The sequence below is a fragment of the Porphyromonas gulae DSM 15663 genome (assembly GCF_000378065.1).
Classification (GTDB): domain Bacteria; phylum Bacteroidota; class Bacteroidia; order Bacteroidales; family Porphyromonadaceae; genus Porphyromonas; species Porphyromonas gulae.
In genome coordinates, this window is sequence record NZ_KB899168.1 from 1 (window position 1) to 18,505 (window position 18,505).

16 protein-coding genes are annotated in these 18,505 nt (G+C 48.1%); 9 read left to right on the plus strand and 7 right to left on the minus strand.

Going from position 1 to position 18,505, the window contains the following annotated elements; translation table 11 throughout:
- From F452_RS0107330 to F452_RS0107350, 5 genes are all read left to right on the plus strand, one after another.
- Nucleotides 1-549 (plus strand): PepSY-like domain-containing protein (locus F452_RS0107330; RefSeq protein WP_018965568.1); only part of this gene is annotated, 549 nt, incomplete at its 5' end.
- A 392-nt stretch (nucleotides 550-941) separates the two neighbouring features.
- On the plus strand, nucleotides 942-1,862 hold the full coding sequence (locus tag F452_RS0107335) for a magnesium transporter CorA family protein (protein WP_018965569.1): 921 nt from the start codon (nucleotides 942-944) through the stop codon (nucleotides 1,860-1,862).
- A gap of 4 nt (nucleotides 1,863-1,866) precedes the next feature.
- Nucleotides 1,867-2,613, plus strand: coding sequence for a copper homeostasis protein CutC (locus F452_RS0107340; RefSeq protein WP_018965570.1), 747 nt, complete (start codon nucleotides 1,867-1,869; stop codon nucleotides 2,611-2,613).
- A 175-nt stretch (nucleotides 2,614-2,788) separates the two neighbouring features.
- Nucleotides 2,789-3,385 (plus strand): anthranilate synthase component II, encoded by a 597-nt coding sequence (locus tag F452_RS0107345; protein WP_018965571.1) that lies wholly within the window; start codon nucleotides 2,789-2,791, stop codon nucleotides 3,383-3,385.
- Nucleotides 3,386-3,406: 21 nt separating this feature from the next.
- Nucleotides 3,407-3,754 carry a PAS domain-containing protein gene (locus F452_RS0107350; protein ID WP_018965572.1) on the plus strand — a complete coding sequence of 116 codons (348 nt, stop codon included), beginning with the start codon at nucleotides 3,407-3,409 and terminating at the stop codon, nucleotides 3,752-3,754.
- Nucleotides 3,755-3,878: 124 nt separating this feature from the next.
- Here the strand turns inward: F452_RS0107350 and F452_RS11130 are convergent, their stop codons facing one another.
- Together F452_RS11130 and F452_RS10830 are read right to left on the minus strand one after the other, a co-directional pair.
- Entirely contained in the window at nucleotides 3,879-6,071 is a 2,193-nt protein-coding gene (locus F452_RS11130; RefSeq protein WP_080637708.1) for a S8 family serine peptidase, read from the minus strand.
- An 858-nt stretch (nucleotides 6,072-6,929) separates the two neighbouring features.
- Nucleotides 6,930-9,260, minus strand: coding sequence for a thiol protease/hemagglutinin PrtT (locus F452_RS10830; RefSeq protein WP_018965574.1), 2,331 nt, complete (start codon nucleotides 9,258-9,260; stop codon nucleotides 6,930-6,932).
- Between the two features lie 322 nt (nucleotides 9,261-9,582).
- Here F452_RS10830 and F452_RS0107365 point away from each other — a divergent pair, with 322 nt between their 5' ends.
- The 4 genes from F452_RS0107365 (at nucleotide 9,583) to F452_RS0107380 (ending at nucleotide 14,530) form a co-directional block, all read left to right on the plus strand.
- Nucleotides 9,583-10,170, plus strand: coding sequence for an FKBP-type peptidyl-prolyl cis-trans isomerase (locus F452_RS0107365; protein ID WP_018965575.1), 588 nt, complete (start codon nucleotides 9,583-9,585; stop codon nucleotides 10,168-10,170).
- Nucleotides 10,171-10,187: 17 nt separating this feature from the next.
- Nucleotides 10,188-10,961, plus strand: a complete 774-nt coding sequence (locus F452_RS0107370) for an FKBP-type peptidyl-prolyl cis-trans isomerase (RefSeq protein ID WP_018965576.1) — start codon at nucleotides 10,188-10,190, stop codon at nucleotides 10,959-10,961.
- A 25-nt stretch (nucleotides 10,962-10,986) separates the two neighbouring features.
- The gene (locus tag F452_RS0107375; RefSeq protein ID WP_026292289.1) at nucleotides 10,987-11,817 is read left to right on the plus strand and encodes an FKBP-type peptidyl-prolyl cis-trans isomerase; all 831 of its coding nucleotides are present in this window, start codon (nucleotides 10,987-10,989) and stop codon (nucleotides 11,815-11,817) included.
- A gap of 166 nt (nucleotides 11,818-11,983) precedes the next feature.
- On the plus strand, nucleotides 11,984-14,530 hold the full coding sequence (locus F452_RS0107380; protein WP_018965578.1) for a TonB-dependent receptor: 2,547 nt from the start codon (nucleotides 11,984-11,986) through the stop codon (nucleotides 14,528-14,530).
- Between the two features lie 245 nt (nucleotides 14,531-14,775).
- Here the strand turns inward: F452_RS0107380 and F452_RS0107385 are convergent, their stop codons facing one another.
- The 5 genes from F452_RS0107385 to cobT form a co-directional block, all read right to left on the minus strand.
- On the minus strand, nucleotides 14,776-15,207 hold the full coding sequence (locus F452_RS0107385; protein ID WP_018965579.1) for an META domain-containing protein: 432 nt from the start codon (nucleotides 15,205-15,207) through the stop codon (nucleotides 14,776-14,778).
- Between the two features lie 17 nt (nucleotides 15,208-15,224).
- Nucleotides 15,225-16,049, minus strand: a complete 825-nt coding sequence (gene murI / locus F452_RS0107390; protein WP_018965580.1) for a glutamate racemase — start codon at nucleotides 16,047-16,049, stop codon at nucleotides 15,225-15,227.
- 61 nt (nucleotides 16,050-16,110) lie between these two features.
- Nucleotides 16,111-16,650, minus strand: coding sequence for an alpha-ribazole phosphatase (gene cobC, locus F452_RS0107395; protein WP_018965581.1), 540 nt, complete (start codon nucleotides 16,648-16,650; stop codon nucleotides 16,111-16,113).
- Nucleotide 16,651: 1 nt separating this feature from the next.
- Complete coding sequence (locus F452_RS0107400) at nucleotides 16,652-17,434, minus strand: adenosylcobinamide-GDP ribazoletransferase (protein ID WP_018965582.1); 783 nt, start codon at nucleotides 17,432-17,434, stop codon at nucleotides 16,652-16,654.
- A 6-nt stretch (nucleotides 17,435-17,440) separates the two neighbouring features.
- A complete protein-coding gene (gene cobT, locus F452_RS0107405) occupies nucleotides 17,441-18,478 on the minus strand; it encodes a nicotinate-nucleotide--dimethylbenzimidazole phosphoribosyltransferase (RefSeq protein ID WP_018965583.1) in 1,038 nt (345 codons plus the stop codon).
- Between the last annotated feature and the right edge of the window lie 27 nt (nucleotides 18,479-18,505).

The following is an 18,505-nucleotide window of genomic DNA, read 5'->3' on the forward strand; positions in this document are numbered from 1 at the left end:
TATCCCGGTGCCTTTATCAAAGACATAGAAAGAAAGTCCAACGGCACATACAAGGCAGAGATCGTCTACAACAACAAGGAGTATGACTTGCTGTTCGATGCTCAGGGTAACTTCGTGAGCGGAAATGTAGATAATCAGGATGATGACGACAATATCCCTGCTCACATCAAGGCTAAGATCGTAAATTACATCAAGCAGAACTATCCCGGTGCCTTTATCAAAGACATAGAAAGAAAGTCCAACGGCACATACAAGGCAGAGATCGTCTACAACAATACTGAGTACGACCTGCTGTTCAATGCTCAGGGTAACTTTGTAAGCGCACACATCGATGGTTATGAGGATGATGATGACAACATTCCTGCTCACATCAAGGCTAAGATCATCAATTACATTAACCAGAACTATCCCGGTGCCATTATTAAGGACATCGAAAGAAAGTCCAATGGCAGATACGAGGCAGAGATTGTCTACAACAACAGGGAGTATGACCTGCTGTTCAACGCACAAGGCAATTTCATCAGTGCGAGTCTGGATGACAAAAAATAAAGTTATATGATCTCTGACGACGCTTCTTTCAGTGGCCGACAGCCCTGAACGAGGTTAGCATAAAGAACAGAGGGTGATCCAAATTATTCTTGGGTCGCCCTCTTCTTTTTGGCAGGATGAGTACACTTGCCGATAGCTTCAGCGCAAAAACAGTGGTCTCTGAAGGCAAAGCATCTTTTTCGTTTGCGTGATAATCTTACCTTTGTGGAGTCATTTTTCCGGCATTACCGATCGGTTGGCCGGATTTTAATTTCATCAAATCATAGTCAATGGAAGACCCATTCCCTCCGTCGAGCCGTAGAAAGATTAACTGACAGGCATTGCTGTGCTACCCGATAGACGGAGGTGGTACGGCGCAATGCCGTAACACATAAAGAAGAGGAAGTACAGCAATGAGAAAATACCTTTTCGCCGAACAGGGTTTTGTGGAAAAGCCCGATTTCGGAACAGACTGCTGGGTATGTGTCGAAACTCCCGATGCAGAGGATATGAAGTTTCTGATCGACACGCTCAATGTTCCCGAAGATTTTTTGTCCGATATAGCCGATGCTGATGAACGCCCTCGCGTAGAGCATGATGGCGACTGGCATCTGACGATCCTGCGGATTCCTATCGAAAGTCGCCTGAGCGGTGTGCCTTACGTTACCGTACCGATGGGGATAGCTACCCGATCGGATATAACGGTGAGCGTATGTTACCATCGTGCTCCCATGCTTGCCGACTTTCTACTTCATACCCGACGCAAACGAATCAAAGTCCTCAACCGGACAGAACTGGTACTAAGGCTCATCTATTCTTCTGCCGTTTGGTTCCTCAAGTACCTGAAACAGATCAACAATGAGGTGACCATCTCGGAGCGAGAACTCGAACGCAGTATTCGCAATGAAGACCTCATTCACCTGATGATGCTTCAGAAGACTCTCGTATACTTCAGCACTTCCATTCGCGGCAATGAAGCAGTACTCGGCAAAATAAGGGCTTCGGGAGAAAATCGGATCGACGAAGAGCTGGTGGAAGATGTACGAATAGAGCTGCGACAGGCCTATAATACGGTGAATATCTATAGCGACATCCTTTCCGGAACGACGGAAGCTCTGAGCGGAGTGATTTCGAATAACCTGAATACAATCATGAAGCGCATGACTACGATTTCCATCGTACTGATGCTCCCTACGCTGATCGCCAGTTTCTATGGGATGAATGTGCCTATTGCAGGCAGTGGGTTTCAGTATTCTTTTTTCATCATTGTGGGCGTGTCCGTCCTGCTTTCGATAATAGCCTTTGTCGTTTTCAGAAAAATAAAATGGTTCTAACAATATGGCGATGCAATTAGAAATTTGTGCCAATTCGGCTGCCAGCTGTCGGCAGGCTGAGTTGGGTGGGGCTACTCGTGTAGAGCTTTGTGCCGGTATTCCTGAGGGCGGTACTACGCCTTCGGCCGGAGAGATGGCCGTGGCTCGCAGTCTGATAGCCATTCCTATCCATGTCATAATACGTCCGCGTGCAGGGGATTTTGTTTACTCTTCGGAGGAAATAGAAGCCATGTGCTACGACATTCGTGTAGCTCGTAGTCTCGGTATGGAAGGCGTTGTCTTTGGATGTCTCACACCGGAGGGGGACTATGATGAGGAAGCAAATTCACGTCTTTTGAAAGAGGCGCAAGGGATGCAGCTCACTTTTCATCGAGCTTTCGATGTCTGTGCTGCTCCGTCTGATATGCTCGAAAAGCTGATTGCCGCAGGCTTCCACCGTGTACTTACGTCCGGCTGTGCCCCTACGGCATTGGAGGGTAAGGACATGATCGGAGCACTAAACAGACAAGCTGCCGGTCGAATCGGCATCATGGCCGGCTGCGGTATACGATTGGGCAATATAGAAGCGTTGGCTCGCCATACCGGAATCACCCAATTCCACAGCTCCTTGCGCCATGATATTCCGAGTAGCATGCGATTTCGGCGGCCTGAAGTCAGTATGGGCAGTATAGTGAAAATAGATGAATACAGCCGTCCCGAGACATCGGCCGACATGGTTCGTCAGGCTGTCGAGATATTACACGGAATATAAATACCTTATAAAAGAGAAATACCCCCTCTCAAGCCTGTAAAAAGGGTCAAAAAAGAATTCGGACGTCGTTTGCGCTGTGTAAATCAAACCAAAAACGGATTTTGAGCCTACGCACTTGGCCAAAGCCTTATCCTTGGGATGTCTCTGCAAGGACAAATGAATACCTTTGCCCCCGATGTTACGAGTATTAGTTCTTGACAACCGCGATTCGTTCGTTTACAATCTGGTACAGCTGCTTCGAGAATCTCCGAACTGTCGGTTCGATGTAGTCCGAGGAGACGCTATCCCTTGGGACAATTTGTCGGATTATCAAGGTATCCTGTTAAGCCCCGGGCCGGGGTTGCCTTCCGAAGCTTGCGGCCAAATGGAGCTGATCCAATCCGCAGCAAGCACCCACTCCATCTTGGGTGTCTGCTTGGGACATCAGGCTCTGGCAGAGTTTTTCGGCGGCCGACTACGGCGAATCGAACATCCTTTCCACGGGCATGACTCCCGAATACGACTGACCGAGCCGGACGAGCCTTTTTGGAAAGGTGTACCGAACAATGCCATTGTCGGGCGTTATCATAGCTGGGCGGTGCAGGATACCGACTTGCCGGACTGCCTGACCCCCACGGCTTGGAGCGATGATGACGGTGTGCTGATGGCCATGCGCCACAAGCTACTGCCGCACTATGGCGTTCAGTTCCATCCCGAAAGCATTATATCCGATTGTGGAGAACGACTGATCCGGAACTGGCTGGACATAGTGGCAGAAATCCGAAAAACATAATCCTATCACATAATCCGAAAAATGAAGTATTTCCAAGAGGCAGATATTGCCGTGACCGTTTGTGACAAAACGGGCAAAATCATTGATATGAACGAACAGTCCCGTCAGGTAAACCTCAAGCCAGGTCAGGAGCTGATCGGCTCGAATGTATTGGACTGTCATCCCGAACCGGCTCGCTCCATGCTCGAAGAGATGATGCGTCAGGAGCGAAAGCACGTCTATACGATAGAGAAGAATGGGCGAAAGAAGCTGATCTATCAGATCCCCTGGTATGAAAAGGGGGAATATATGGGCTTCTTGGAGCTGTCGATGGTGATCCCTTTCGAAATGGATCACAAGATTCGTACACCGAAGCCGGCAAACGATTGAGATCCCTTATTTATAGAGAGCATTACTCATTTCCGATAAAAGCCAAGAGGGTGTTGCAACTTTTTTCTTGCAACACCCTCTTCATTTCCTATGGATCATGGCCATAGGCCAAACAGATGAGCCACTACTCTTTCACGACTTTCTTTACTACTTCTCCTGCATTGGTTTTTATTCTTAAGAAGTAAATTCCGGCCGGCAGGTGAGACAGGTTGATCACTCTCTCGAGTGCGGGGCCGTTAGGCTTTGAAGCATTAGCTCCTGCATCTTTACCGGAGAAATCGAAAAGCTCAAGAGTTTTGCCATGGACATCGAGAAGTTCAGCCCGATTTACACTCAGGTCGCCACTCTTAATTTTCAATTCGCCGTTCGTCGGATTAGGATAGAGGGCTATACTTTGCGCCAATACTTCTGCTATGCCGGTGTCTTCTGCTGTGCTGAATACAGCCTCAGGGCTTGCCGGCGAAGCAAAATGGGTGGACGTTTCGGCTTTACGCTGCCTGAAAGTGTACGATGTATTTGCCGTCAGGCCTTCAAACGTTGGAGACGCCTGCCATGCTCCTCCGTTGATATTGTATTCGCATCCTGCCAAGGCTGCAAGGGTAATACTGGAAACAGTATTGCTCTCCATGACAGGAGCAGCAGGTGCTGTTTGGTCGGCTTTTACAACCGGTTGCGTATCAGGAGAAGTGATCGTACCCGTACAGTTGGTAGCCGTTACTTGGACATTGATCACCTGATTGATGTCAGCTTCTACCAAAGAATAAGTGGCGGAAACGGCTCCTTCGATATTTGCGGTACCGCGTCTCCATTGATAGCTAAGCTGTCCCAAGTCCGAAACAACCGGTGTAGAGGTCAATCCCGTAGTATTAGCCGTTAATGTCTGTCCGAAGACGGCATTGCCTTCGATCTGGACAGTACCGCCCAATACGGGTTTCGGATTATTCTCGAGCACTGTTTTTATCGCGCCATAGGCATTCAATCTTCTGCCCGAAGCCACGAGGCCATTGAGAGAAGAGAGATTGTCCGCACCATCGAGCAAAGATTTTTTCACCATCAAAGCAAATTCGGCGGGGTCTTCCTTGCAAGACTGTATCATCTCCTTAGGCATAGAGGCATACATCAGTGCAATGACGCCTGCCACCTGAGGCGTTGCCATGGACGTGCCGGTCATATACTGATAGGTGTTGTTCGGCGTCGTAGAATAAATAGCTGTACCGGGTGCACCGATATCTATATTATTGATGCCATAGCCCGCGCCCGGATTTTTTATGTCCGCCTGTGTAGTGTTGGTGACGCCGATCAAATAGTTGCTCGGACAGGTGGAAGGAACATCTCCTACGTTGTCCACATTTACATTCATATTGGGGCCGGCTCCGCAACTCAGGATCCCCACCTTGCCCATCTCATCGTACATCGAACACCAGATGGGATAGTTGTTGGGATTGCCATAATCAATACCGAAGGACGAATTGGTAGCTACGACAAAAGCTCCTTTCGCTCCATTCGTTTCGTTGTAAAGTGCCCGCATCTCCATAGCGTAGGAATAGGCTTCTACGACTATCGCTTCAGATCCGGAGCTGCCACGAATGGGCATTACTTTGACATTCCAGTTCACCCCACATACTCCTTTGGCATTATTTCCGACTGCGCCTACTATGCCACTGACGTGAGTCCCATGCGGATCCGAGTTGATATTGCCGTTATGCAAGAACGCATTCCAACCATTGTAATCGTCTTTATAGCCATTACCGTCATCATCTATTCCATTATTTGGGATTTCGTGAGTGTTTTTGAAAAAACTTAGATCTTCATGGTTCAGGAAAGCTCCGCCGTCGATAACGGCCACCACAATAGCATCGTTCATTGCAGTATTGCCGCCGGTGGAGTACTCGTCCCATGCTTTCGGAAGCGATATTTTGGCCGGCGCCCACTGCTTATTATAATGAGTGTCATTGGGTGTAATGTCTCGCAACGTAACGTTGGTATGGTTGTTTTGGATATGCCTGATATCTCCATTCCGGGAGAGATTGGCCATGATCATAGACCTTTTCTCTACATTGTCCTTGATCTCGAAGAGCCAGATATTCAATCTCTTGGACAAAAGGCGTTTCGGCACGACAGGCTCGTTACAATCGACTGCAAATACTGCGGCATCTACCCCTTGATTCAACCATATTATAAATTCATTTTCCACATAAGAGGCCTGTTTTTCGGCAGGTACATTTCCTGTTTCCCCTTTTGGTTCTTGACCATAGGCGAGCATTGTAAAGAAGAACAATGCCAAAATAATTCTTACTGTTTTAGCTAACTCTTTCATCTTGATTCTTTTTTGATTGTTGTTTTATATATTGGACTACAGCCTTTCAGATCCGGCCGCATCTCTTGCTCGCCAATAAAATCCGTCCTAAATATACAAAACAATCAATCCGACAACAAAAACATATTAACAATTTGCAGGTTTGGCCGGCTGAATAGATAAAACAGAACCACGAGACTTCATAAACATCTCTTGACCCGATACTATCGGGAAACGGCTCCTCAAACGACAGTTAGTATTCAGATACAACTGTATCCATTACGCATGATCAGATATTTACAGGCAGAAACCACGACGAAAATCACAAATAAAATTTGATTGGGATTGAGGGATACCGGCATAAAGGGGAAGGAGTATGATCACGAGTCTATACACCCTTGAGATAGCAAGCATTAAGGTTCGACCGATGTACTTTGGGATAAAAGAAAGTTTGTAACCCAATCTTGCGTATTCAACAAAGACTTCTCCGGAAGGCTTGCCGTGATAGAGATTTTGTAAGGTTTACAAAGGGCAAAACCAAAGTATATAGTTTGGTTTCATCAAAGTATATAGTTTGGTTCGACCAAAGTATATAGTTTAGTTTGACCAAACTATATAGTTTAGTTTGACCAAAGTATATAGTTTGGTTCGGGGGTTGTTTTGCCTCTTTTTTTGAAAAATATAACTACCTGTAAATAAGCGCATTGAATTGATACTGCCATTCGTGTGATTAGGGTGCAGATATGATACGAAAGGCTTGGAAATAAAAAACTGTTCGGGAGCAGCCCCAAACAGTTTTTTATTTTCCATCCTTTCGTTTTCAATGATTCGGAAGCATCCTTTGTACAGGCCTCTCTTCCGAAAAACAGAGCTTCGGGGTCAGCGTTTTTCGACTTTCAGTACGAATCGGCCTACTCTGAGGAGATAGGTACCCACAGGAACTGTGCCGATATGGATACAATCCGTCGTCGCCTGTAGCCGGTGAGATAGGATGACCTTTCCGGCCAAATCGCATAGTCGGGCCGTCTGTCCGACCATTTCCTCCGGTACTTCTATCGTCAGTCCGGATGTCGTGGGATTAGGATAGACTTTGTATGATGCCGCAGAAGGTACTGCGCAGCAGTGACCGGCTTTTACTTTCATCAGTGCACTGACCACACTTTGGGCCTCCAACGTGAAGATATACGGCTGGCTCAGTTCGTGCCCGTTTACGGTTACCCGATCTACCTCGTAGCCGGTATCCGGCAAGGGTACTACTGTGATGGAAGTGCCGTAGCCCAGTTCTTCGCCGCTGCTTATGCCCTGTCCGTTAGCGATGAGCGAAAGGCTTCCGTTAGCCGGCTGATCGAACGAGACCGTATAGGCCACGGGGATCATGGAAGCTGCCACGGTCGTATTGTCATCCAAAGAGAAGTATGCTTCGATCGGGATGCTTTCTCCATTGACCGTCAGTTCATTTAGTTGATAATTTTCGTGAGGTTGGACTTTTATTCGCAGGATCGTTCCCTGCCGGAGCGTTGTGTTCGAGGCCACGGGTGTACCCTCGGGCGTGAATATGCTCAGACTGCCGTTGGCGGGTTGTTCATACTTTAATGTATAGGTGATGTGCTCTGCTTTTTCGGTATAAGCGCGGATATAGAAATTGTAATTTACATCTACGAGATTGACAAGGGACTCGAATGCCTGATCATTATAACCAACCAAATTCCCCTTGCCGGCATTGGCCGGCCCATCGTCGCATCCGAGTGGATAGCCGTACTGAGCATCCTCTACTTTATAACCGATATAGAGATCCTCTCCGAATGGGATTGTGAACGGTTCGTCCAAGACAATACGATTAGGAATACCCGGTTGGAAATTCGCCACAGCCTGCTGCATCAGCAAATGCTTTCGCTCTTTGTCCCTCCAAATACAGAGCGTGTACTTGCCTTGTTCGGCACCGGGGGCAAATTCTATGCTACGGATACTATTGCCTCCCATCAATGAGAGTTCGCTTGGGGCGAAATGATGTGCCGCATACAATACGGCAGAGCCATTGATCCCAACGAAATGCGTGGGCGATGGAGTACCGCTCCACGTAAGGATGTCTTCGGGCAGGAAGGTGTCGTATGGTTCTATGCCTGCGAGCATCATGTGCTCGAAGTTGAACCCATCGGGACTGATCTCTTCATCATCGGGGTTAAAAGCACCGAAAGCAAAGAAGCCGTCGCAGTAGCCATCCCATCCCCAGTTGATATGCACCATCCCTGCTTCGTCATTGCCGTCGAGCAGGAAGAAATGTCCTCCGTTGTCGGCACTCTGAGCTAAATAGAGGATCGGGCGAAGAGCCTGCAATTCTTCGTAAATCCGAGACATCCATTCCTCATTGTCGTAAGGGTGCCAATAATCATCCTTGACGATCAGCTCACAATCGTACTGAAAATGCCGGTGAAGAGCTATTTTCACGTCGTCTATATATGCACCGCTTCCATCTAATCCGTAGTCCATCTTCATGGCCAAGCCGCAGGCTCGCATCAGTTCGGCTACAGCGGTGGCTTCCTCCGCGGTGTAAGATAAGGTGTAGTCATCTTTGAGATGGTCATAGTCCAACGTAATACTGGCCAGATTCTCCTCCAAATGCAGGTTTGTGGTGTAGGTGGTGTAAGAGACGCTACCTGTTGCTCTTTTCGGATGCCGGTAGTACTTTACCAGCTGTGCCATAGCTGTAGCTCCGCATCCGGTCCATGTGGGCTGGCCGTCTATTTGCGGTATTGTCTGGTTGTAAGGTTTCCCTTGCCCCCACTTGGTGGTCAGGATCGGGGCTACGGTTTTATAGGTTCCGGGAAGCAACGGAGCCGTTTCGGAGGCATTGGACTTGAGAGTCAGAAGCAATGCTTTCAGGGCAGGAGGCATACGATTATAATCGAATCTGCCGCTCGTACTATATCCTATGACAGGTATATCGGCTCCTTCACTTTTGGAGACGAGCACAAAACCGTTATCCTCTCCTATATTAAATACATGAACACCATATTCCTCAGGCATATCGGTTCGATAGAGTCCGGGCAAAGGCCGGTCACTAAAACGCGAAACAAGAAAATCCCAAGCCAACCGTTCGGCCTTTTGGGGGGAAATTTGTGCATGCGCCAACATGGGAATCAGCCATACAATAAACGAAAGGATAAACCGGAGACACGTCCGATGTCTGTAATAAGCTGTATCGATATTCATATTTTTGAGTATTGAAAAAGGTGGGTTTCATTTAAGCCTTATAAAAGTAAGAAGAATCCAAAATTCGGCAAACGGATCTCAATTTAAGTGGGCAAATTTCGACACCTGTTGGAATCGGGACTATTCGCTTTGCATGTTTTCAAGGACGTATCAAGAGAGTGTAAGGAGGAAAAGTTTCGGTTCGATGCGCTTCAGATTATCTTTCAAGATAAACATCTGGCAAACCTCTCCCCAAAGGCAAAAGATATGCGGTACGGTTGTATGAGGAATCGGAGTAAAATTTATATTTTTGCGCGCATATTAAGAACTAAGTAAGAGTTACATGGACAAAGTAAGCTATGCTCTGGGATTGAGCATCGGTAATAATTTTAAGTCTTCGGGCATCGACAGCGTCGTTATGGATGATTTCATGCAAGGTCTGTCTGATGTGCTGGAAGAAAAAGCCCCTCAGCTCTCGTATGACGAGGCCAAGCGCGAAATAGAGGCGTATTTCATGGATTTGCAGCAGAGAGCTGTCAAACTGAACAAAGAGGCCGGCGAAGAATTTCTCAAGATAAATGCGCACAAGGAAGGCGTAATGACCTTACCGAGTGGCTTGCAATACGAAGTCATTAAGATGGGAGAGGGCCCGAAACCTACCCTTTCGGACACGGTGACCTGTCATTATCATGGTACGCTCATCAACGGTGTCGTCTTCGATAGCTCTATGGACAGGGGAGAACCGGCCAGCTTCCCTCTAAAAGGAGTTATAGCCGGCTGGACGGAGATTCTCCAACTGATGCCGGTAGGATCCAAGTGGAAAGTAACCATACCGAGCGATCTGGCGTATGGAGATCGTGGTGCCGGCGAGCATATCAAACCGGGTAGTACGCTCATTTTTATAATCGAATTATTGGGTATCAACAAATAATCAGAAGACAAATCACTATGAAGAGAGTAATGATCATTGCCGGCTTGGCTTTTTTAGTGGCCGGATTATCTGCCTTTGCAAAAAAACCACCCAAAAAGGGTGAGGTGCAAACCGTGAAGCCTATCGTGACTTCTGCTGACTCTGTGGCATACGCTTTCGGTATAAGCGGTGCAGTAAATTTCAATGACTATACCGGACGGATGCCGGGCGATTCGCTGGATCGTGCCCTGATTCTCCGAGCATTCGAAGAGATACTCACCGGAAAAAGCACAGCGATCTCTCCCCAAGATGCGGACGAAATGATCAAGAAATACTTCAAGGAAGTACAGGACAGACTCAAAGCCGAGAACTTGGCAGCAGGCAGGACCTATCAGGAAGAATACCGCAAGCAGCCGGGCGTTAAGGCTACCGAAAGCGGCTTGTTGTATCGTGTCTTGAAGGAAGGGGAAGGACCTCGTCCGACAGTTCAGGATACGGTCGTTGTTCATTATGTAGGAAAGAACATCGAAGGGAAAGAGTTCGACAGTTCTTATTCTCGCAACGAGCCGGCGAAATTCAGTCTCCTGCAAGTGATCCCGGGATGGACTGAGGGAGTTTGTCTGATGCAAAAGGGTGCCAAGTACGAATTTGTTATCCCGACCGAACTGGGATATGGCGAGCGCAGTATGGGCGAACTTCTCAAGCCGAACTCTACGCTCTTCTTCGAAGTAGAACTACTCGAAATCAAACCTTTCGTAGAGAAGCAGGCAAAACCTGTTCCGGCAAAGCCTGCTCCAAAGAAGAAAAACTAACGACAAAAAAATAAGGTAAACTCCAATGAAAAAAACAATTGCAATTATCGCCTCAGCCCTCTTGGCTTTAGGAGCTGTCGGCTGTAAGAAAAGTGCTGACACTACCGCTGTCAGTGAAAAGGATAGCTTATCCTTGTCCATGGGTATTCTGTATGGACAGGATTTTGCCAATCAGTTCGAGATGTCCCGCTTGCAAGGTCAGCCTATCGACTCAGTAGCCTTCCTGGATGGCTTCAAATATGGTATGGACACTACGCGCTTCTCATACAACCTTGGTGCTATCTATGCTTCCAATATAGCTCGTCAGTTGGCTCATGACACCATAGCGATGGACAAATTCTATGCCGCTATGCGTGCCTCTTTGCTGAAGGATACTATGTCAGTATCCTTGAAACTTGCAGAAGCTCAGGCTTTCATGCAACGCTTCCAAGCCAAGAAACAGCGTGAAAACAATATGAAGCAGTTCGGCAAGAATATAGAAAAGGGTAACGAATACATCGATACCTTTAAGAAAGAAGACGGCGTGACTGTTACGACAAGTGGCCTGGCATACAAAACTCTTCAGGAAGGTACGGGAGCTACTCCCTCTTTGACCGATACCGTACGTGTCAAGTATGTGGGGACTCTGGTTGATGGTAAGGAGTTCGACAAAAACGAAGAAGGAATCGAATTTGCCGTTACCGGTGTGATTAAAGGTTGGACAGAGATGCTCCAACTCATGAAAGTCGGTCAGAAAGTTCGTGTGGTAATCCCACAGGAGTTGGCTTATGGAGAGACCGGTAACTATAGCATCGAACCGTTCTCTACCCTGACATTCGAGATGGAACTTATCGGGATCAAGCCCGGCAAAAAGTAAGAGAAAATACGAAAGAATAAACTAAGAATACGAAGAGAGGCGAACAATATGAGTGTCGCCTCTCTTTTATATGATGAGCAGATTCTATTCGAGATACTCTTTTCCTTTTTGACGGAATCGGAAGAAACGCTTTAGGGAAACTATTCCCACCTTATACAATAAAAACATGATCAGTAAAAAATTCTTTTTCGCCCTGCTTGCGCTCATTGCGTTTAGCGGGCTGAACGCAGCGACAGACACTGAGTTCAAGTACCCGACCGATGCCAATATCATCGGTCACGTCAAAGACAGCAAGACGGGTGAACACCTTGTCGGTATCACTATTGCTATCAAAGGTACGACCTTCGGCACTTCTACAGATGCAACCGGACACTATTATCTTCGCAACCTGCGTCCGGGTGAGATCACTTTGATTATGCGTGGCATGGGCTATAAGAGCCAAGAGCGCGTAGTCCGCGTAGAAAAGGACAAGACTATCGAAGTGAATTTCGAAGCGGAAGAGGATGCCATCAATCTGGACGAAGTCGTGATTTCGGCTAACCGCGAACTGACGCTTCGCCGCCTTGCTCCTACTCTTGTAAATGTACTGAACGAAAAGGTTTTCTCGCAAGTCAATGCTTCTAACCTCGCTCAAGGCTTGTCATTCCAGCCGGGAGTTCGTGTAGAGAACAACTGTCAGAACTGTGGTTTCAATCAGGTGCGAATCAATGGTTTGGATGGCCGTTATGCACAGATTCTTATCGACAGCCGCCCCATTATGAGTGCTCTTGCCGGTGTCTACGGTCTGGAGCAGATCCCTGCCAATATGATCGAACGCGTGGAGGTAGTACGTGGTGGAGGATCGGCCTTGTATGGTTCTTCTGCTATTGCCGGAGTAGTGAATATCATTACCAAGGAACCTTCTCGCAATTCCTTTACTTTCAATGAGTCCCTGAGTTTTACAGACTTCAGTAAGATAGACAACAACACGAACTTCAATGCCTCCATCGTCAGCGATGACAACCGTGCCGGTGCCATGGTATTCGGACAGGCTCGCTATCGCAACCCTTGGGATGCTAACGATGACGGCTATTCTGAATTGGGCAAAATAGATGCTCGCTCGCTGGGAGCCCATTCTTATTTGCGCTTGAGCGACTACAGCAAGCTGACGGGAGAGTTTCACACGATCAATGAATTCCGCCGCGGTGGTGATCGTATCGATTTGCCTCCTCATGTAGTAGGTGTAGCTGAACAGACTGACCATAGCGTATTTAGCGGAAACTTGAAATACGATCTCTTCTCTTCCAACTATAAACACCACTTCCAGGCTTATACCTCCGGACAGATCGTAAATCGCAAGAGCTATTATGGAGGTATCGGAGAGATTGACATCAATGGCCACCCCGGTGGTACGGAAGGCTACCCTATTCCTCAAGACCAGTACGGCAATAATTATGGTGTGACCAAAGGCAAGACATACATGGGCGGTATCCAGTACAGCTACGACTTGGACAAATTCCTCTTCATGCCTTCGCAGCTTTTGTTCGGTGCCGAATATACGCGTGACGAACTCAATGACGTGATGCCCATCCTTTCATGGCAGACCGGCGAGGATGCCAATGGGAATACCATTCCCCTTTATCCAGAATTGGATCAGAACATCAACAACTACAGCCTGTTTGGTCAGAACGAATGGAAAAATGACAAATGGAGCATCTTGCTTGGTGCCCGTCTGGACAAGCATAGCGAAGTTAAGGACATGATCCTCAGCCCGCGTACTACACTGCGTTTCAATGTGAATCCGGACATCAACCTGCGCGCCACCTATGCAAAAGGGTTCCGTGCACCGCAGGTATTCGATGAAGACTTACACGTAGGAGTTGTAGGCGGTGAGGCGCAGAAAGTATTCAACGATCCGAACCTGAAGCCTGAAATTTCTCATGCATTCAGTTTGAGTGCTGATATGTATCATCGTTTCGGTAGCGTCCAGACCAACTTCCTTGTGGAAGGTTTCTATACTCGTTTGCTGGATGTATTCACCAACGAGGAGCAACCAGATCAACACGATGGCATCAAACGTTACACGCGTATCAACGGTAGTGGAGCCAAAGTATTCGGTCTCAATCTGGAAGGTAAAGTCGCATACAAGTCTTTCCAGCTCCAAGCCGGTCTTACTCTGGCCAGCAACAAATACGATGAAGCACAGGAGTGGGGTCTGAATACGGTGAAAGATACGAACGGAGCTTTCGTTACCGAAGCCAATGCAGATGGACAACAGGAGTACAAGAACGAATCCATGACGGATACGCAGATCACCCGTACCCCCAGCGTATACGGTTACTTCACGCTGGCTTACAACCCCACACACTCATGGAGCGTAGCTCTTACGGGAGCATATACCGGTCAGATGTATGTACCTCACGCCATCGAATATGGGGTGAAGTCAGCCGAACTGGATATTATGCAGAACAACCCTGAGATCACCGACGAAACAGGCATGGCTCCTCGTATCGATGAGCTGAAGAAGACACCTGCATTCTTCGACTTGGGCTTGAAGGTGGGTTATGACTTCCACGTATTCCAAGCTACCGAGGTTCAACTCTATGTAGGTATGAACAATATCTTCAACTCCTTCCAAAAAGACTTCGATCGCGGTGCTGCACGTGACAGCGGATATATCTATGGTCCTACGCAGCCGCGTACAGGCTATATGGGCTTGGTGGTGAAGTTCTAATCAAATAGCAGGAACTCTTTAACCAAGATATTTCTAAGAGAGAGGCCGAATGGCTCTTCATCCGTTTTGGGTGAGAAGCATTCGGCCTCTCTGTTTTTCCTTCACCATATCCTTTCGTCCTTCAGGTAAGCAATATCAGGGTATATCAGTGTCCGACAAACAGACGCGGAGGCTATATCGACCGAATGTGTCAGATATAGCCTCCGCCATTTAAGAAAAGAATAACGAAAATGTTTGTCTTACGTCTATCGACGAATGAGGATGAGGAGAGGTATCTCTCCTTCTTCTCCATAGAGATAGCACTTGCCGTCTTTCATTTGGAAACGCCTAACCTCGGGAAGACGATCGAACAATGCCCTCTCATAAGCCATATTGTCACAGGCAGCAAGCGTGGACGTAACATCGCTGAGGCGTATCTTTCCTTCGGCTGAATTCAGAGCTTCAATATCCCCTCCATACATATTACAGATGCCTTTGCCCCCGAACCGTTTTTCGGAAAGATTAAATTCCAATGTCATTTTCAAATCTTCAGCCGAAGCATTGTCTTCTGATTCTGAAAGCTTCACCTCCCACTTACCGTCAAGATTCTCCTGATGTTCTTGGGTATTGTTTTTGACGCCACAAGCCGAAAAGATGGCGGCTATGACTAATGCTATAAGATACTGTCCTCTATTCATAATGTTGCTGTTATGGTTTAATCGATGGTTACATGCTCGGCCTCCACTTCTTCCCTGAGGAAAAGAGAAGCCAATTCTCCAAATTTGTCCGGACTCTCCGTCGTGTAATAGGACATTTTGCCGTCTTTATCAATGCGTCTATCCATTTCGGGGTGGCGTCTGAGATAGTCCTTCAAAGAATGCGCCACGAGTTCGCCCTGTGCTATAAGCTTGATAGTAGGAGTAAGCAAACGTTTCATCTTGGGACGCAATAGAGGATAGTGTGTACACGCCAATATAATCGTATCGATGGTATCGTCCTTGGCAATGATACTATCCAGATGCTTGCGGATGAAATAGTCAGCCCCCGGGCTATCGCTTTCACCCGTTTCTACGAGTGGCACCCACATCGGACAGGCCTCTTCAGTAACTGATATTTCGGGGAACAACTTCGCTATTTCAAGCTGGTAGCTATGCGAACTGACCGTACCCTGTGTAGCCAAAACTCCTACGTGCTTGGTGCGTGTAATCTCATCTACGGCTTCAACCGTAGGACGAATGATACCGAGCACACGACGAGTGGGATCCTCCATATTGGGCAGATCACGCTGCTGAATGGTTCGCAAGGCTTTGGCTGATGCCGTATTACAAGCGAGAATAACCAGCGGACAGCCGAGTTCGAAGAGCTTCCTCACTGCCTGAAGCGTGAATTTGTAGACCACTTCATAAGAGCGGTTGCCATAGGGAGAGCGGGCATTATCGCCCAAGTAAACAAAGTTATACTCCGGCATGAGTTTGCGGATCTCACTCAGGATGGTAAGTCCTCCATAACCGGAGTCGAATATGCCGATGGATGTGTTCATGTTGATGCTTTTACTGGAGGTAAAGGTACCAATAATTGGGCCACCAGTACATTCCACTCCGTTATTTTTTATCAGAAACGACCAGCGTAACGACACCTCCGTACGGAGTTTGGTGCTCGAAGCAAGTCTCAAGCTCGTATAAGCCCGCATGAACCTGAGCACAGAGGATAGTCCCTCCATGCGTGAAGATGGCTATATGCCCGAATGGCATGGCCGTTACTTCTTCCAGAAAATTGCTTACACGTTCCAGTTGCATGACGAAACTCTCGCCTCCCGTTGCAGGCGTTCGCAAATAATCCGCGTAATAATCTTGAAGACGAGGATCTACTATATTTTCATATCGCTGCATCTCCCACACCCCGAAATTGATCTCCATCAGCCGTTTGTCCTGTATGGCATCAGGATAACCGCAAAAATGTGCCAAACGGGTACAGCGGCTGAGCGGACTCGTATAGACAGCATCGAATGCCATGCCCGATAGCCGGCGGCGTACGACCTCGGCCTCTTCTTCAAAGGAAGCACGCAGGGGTACATCGGATTGCCCGTAGCATGTGCCGACAGGAACATCCGGAGTCGTGTGGCGGACGAGAGTAATCTGCATCTTACGATCCTATAATCCTATCCACAATAAGTATCCCTACCCAGAAAGACAGCTCGCACAAGAGGAAAGTAGCTCCGCAGCAATCCCCCGTATAGCCACCTATTTTCCACTTCATCAGGCTGTGCAACAGGAGAAATGCCAAAATCGGAAGCGAAACAGCCGGCCAATAAGAGAGTGGAAGAAAGAGGACTAAGGGCAAAGCTCCGGCAGCCAGTGAGATCATGAAGGTCAAGGCACCCATCGGACTGTATATGGCCTGCACCTTGCTGTCGCCTTCGGAACGCGCATACGGGAGTGTATTGATGAGTTGGGAGGCCACCATTTTGCACAGGGGATCGCCCACAGCCAATGCAAGAAGCGTCAGGCTCGGCGGGAGAGAAGACAGAGAATAGATACCTATCAGGAAGTAAAAGATAAAGGACAGGATACCATAAGTACCCACATGCGAATCCTTCATAATAGCCAAAATGCGCTCCTTGGTTCGTCCGGCCCCGAATCCATCGATAAAGTCCCCCAGCCCGTCCTCATGGAAAGCCCCGGTCAGGAGAATGCGCGAGAGCAATGCAAAAGAAACGGCAATAACAGCAGGAAGATCGATCAACAGACACAACCAATAGACCAAGGCCATCAGTCCTGCCGTGATCCACCCCACCAGACTCCAATAATCGGTGGCACGCTTAAAGGCCATATTGGGCACGCAGACTACGCGCCATAGCGGCAAACGTGTCAGCAACATGAATGCCGCCAATACGCGCTGGTATGCTTTAGTCTGCTCTTTACCCATACACTTTCAGAAGTATTTGGTTACTGCTGCTTGAGCAAATGTATACATTTCGTTGATCATGCTGACGGCCGATACGATGATAGGATATGAGCATACCGCTCCGGAGCCTTCACCCAAGCGAAGTCCCAAGTTCAGGAGAGGCTTGGCCTGCATATACTTCAGCAAGCGAGCATGCCCGGCTTCGTCGCCACAATGTCCGAATACGGCGTAGTCGCGGACTTCGGGGTAGAATTGCGATGCCGCGAGGAGACAATTGGTCATGATAAATCCGTCAACGATGATCAGCATCCCTAACTGTGCCGCCTGAAGCATTCCCCCGACGGCCATGAGCATCTCCAGCCCCCCGAAATAAGTGATGATGTCCTCGGCCGATCCATTGCCGGTATAGTTTTCCTTGGCACGTCGCAGGACGTTGTACTTATGTCTGACTCCCTCCGAATCCAATCCGCTGCCGGCACCCACACAATCCTTCAGGTCGATTCCCGTGAAGAAGCTCATCCACATGGAAGAGGTAGAAGTATTGGCCACGCCCATCTCACCGAAGCTCACCACATTGCAGCCTCGGTGGTGACAGTCGCGAACGACTTCCGCTCCGGCTGTCACAGCTTGCTCCATCTCTTCTTCGGTCAGTGCCGCTTCGTACAGGTAGTTCCGCGTACCTTTCCGCACCTTACGATCGATGATATCCAATCCTTCGGGAAAATCGAAGTCAATACCTCCATCCACCAGCACCAGTTCGAATCCATGCTGACGGCACAGGAAGTTGATACCGGCACCACCACCCAGAAAATTATTGATTACCTGCCAAGTGACTTCCTTGGGAGAGAAGCTGACACCTTCGTCCGCAATGCCATGATCGGCAGCAAAGATTATGTTGTGAGGATTATGAAGCTGCGGAGAGAGGGTTTGCTGTATAAGCCCTATCTGTAGGGCAAGTTCTTCGAGCATCCCCAACGAACCTTTAGGCTTCGCGAGGTTGTTGATCCGATCGATCAGGTCTTGGCCAATTGCTTGATCGGGGCGTTTGATATTGAATGTTTTCATCCGGCAGTATCGTTTCCTTTCCTTATT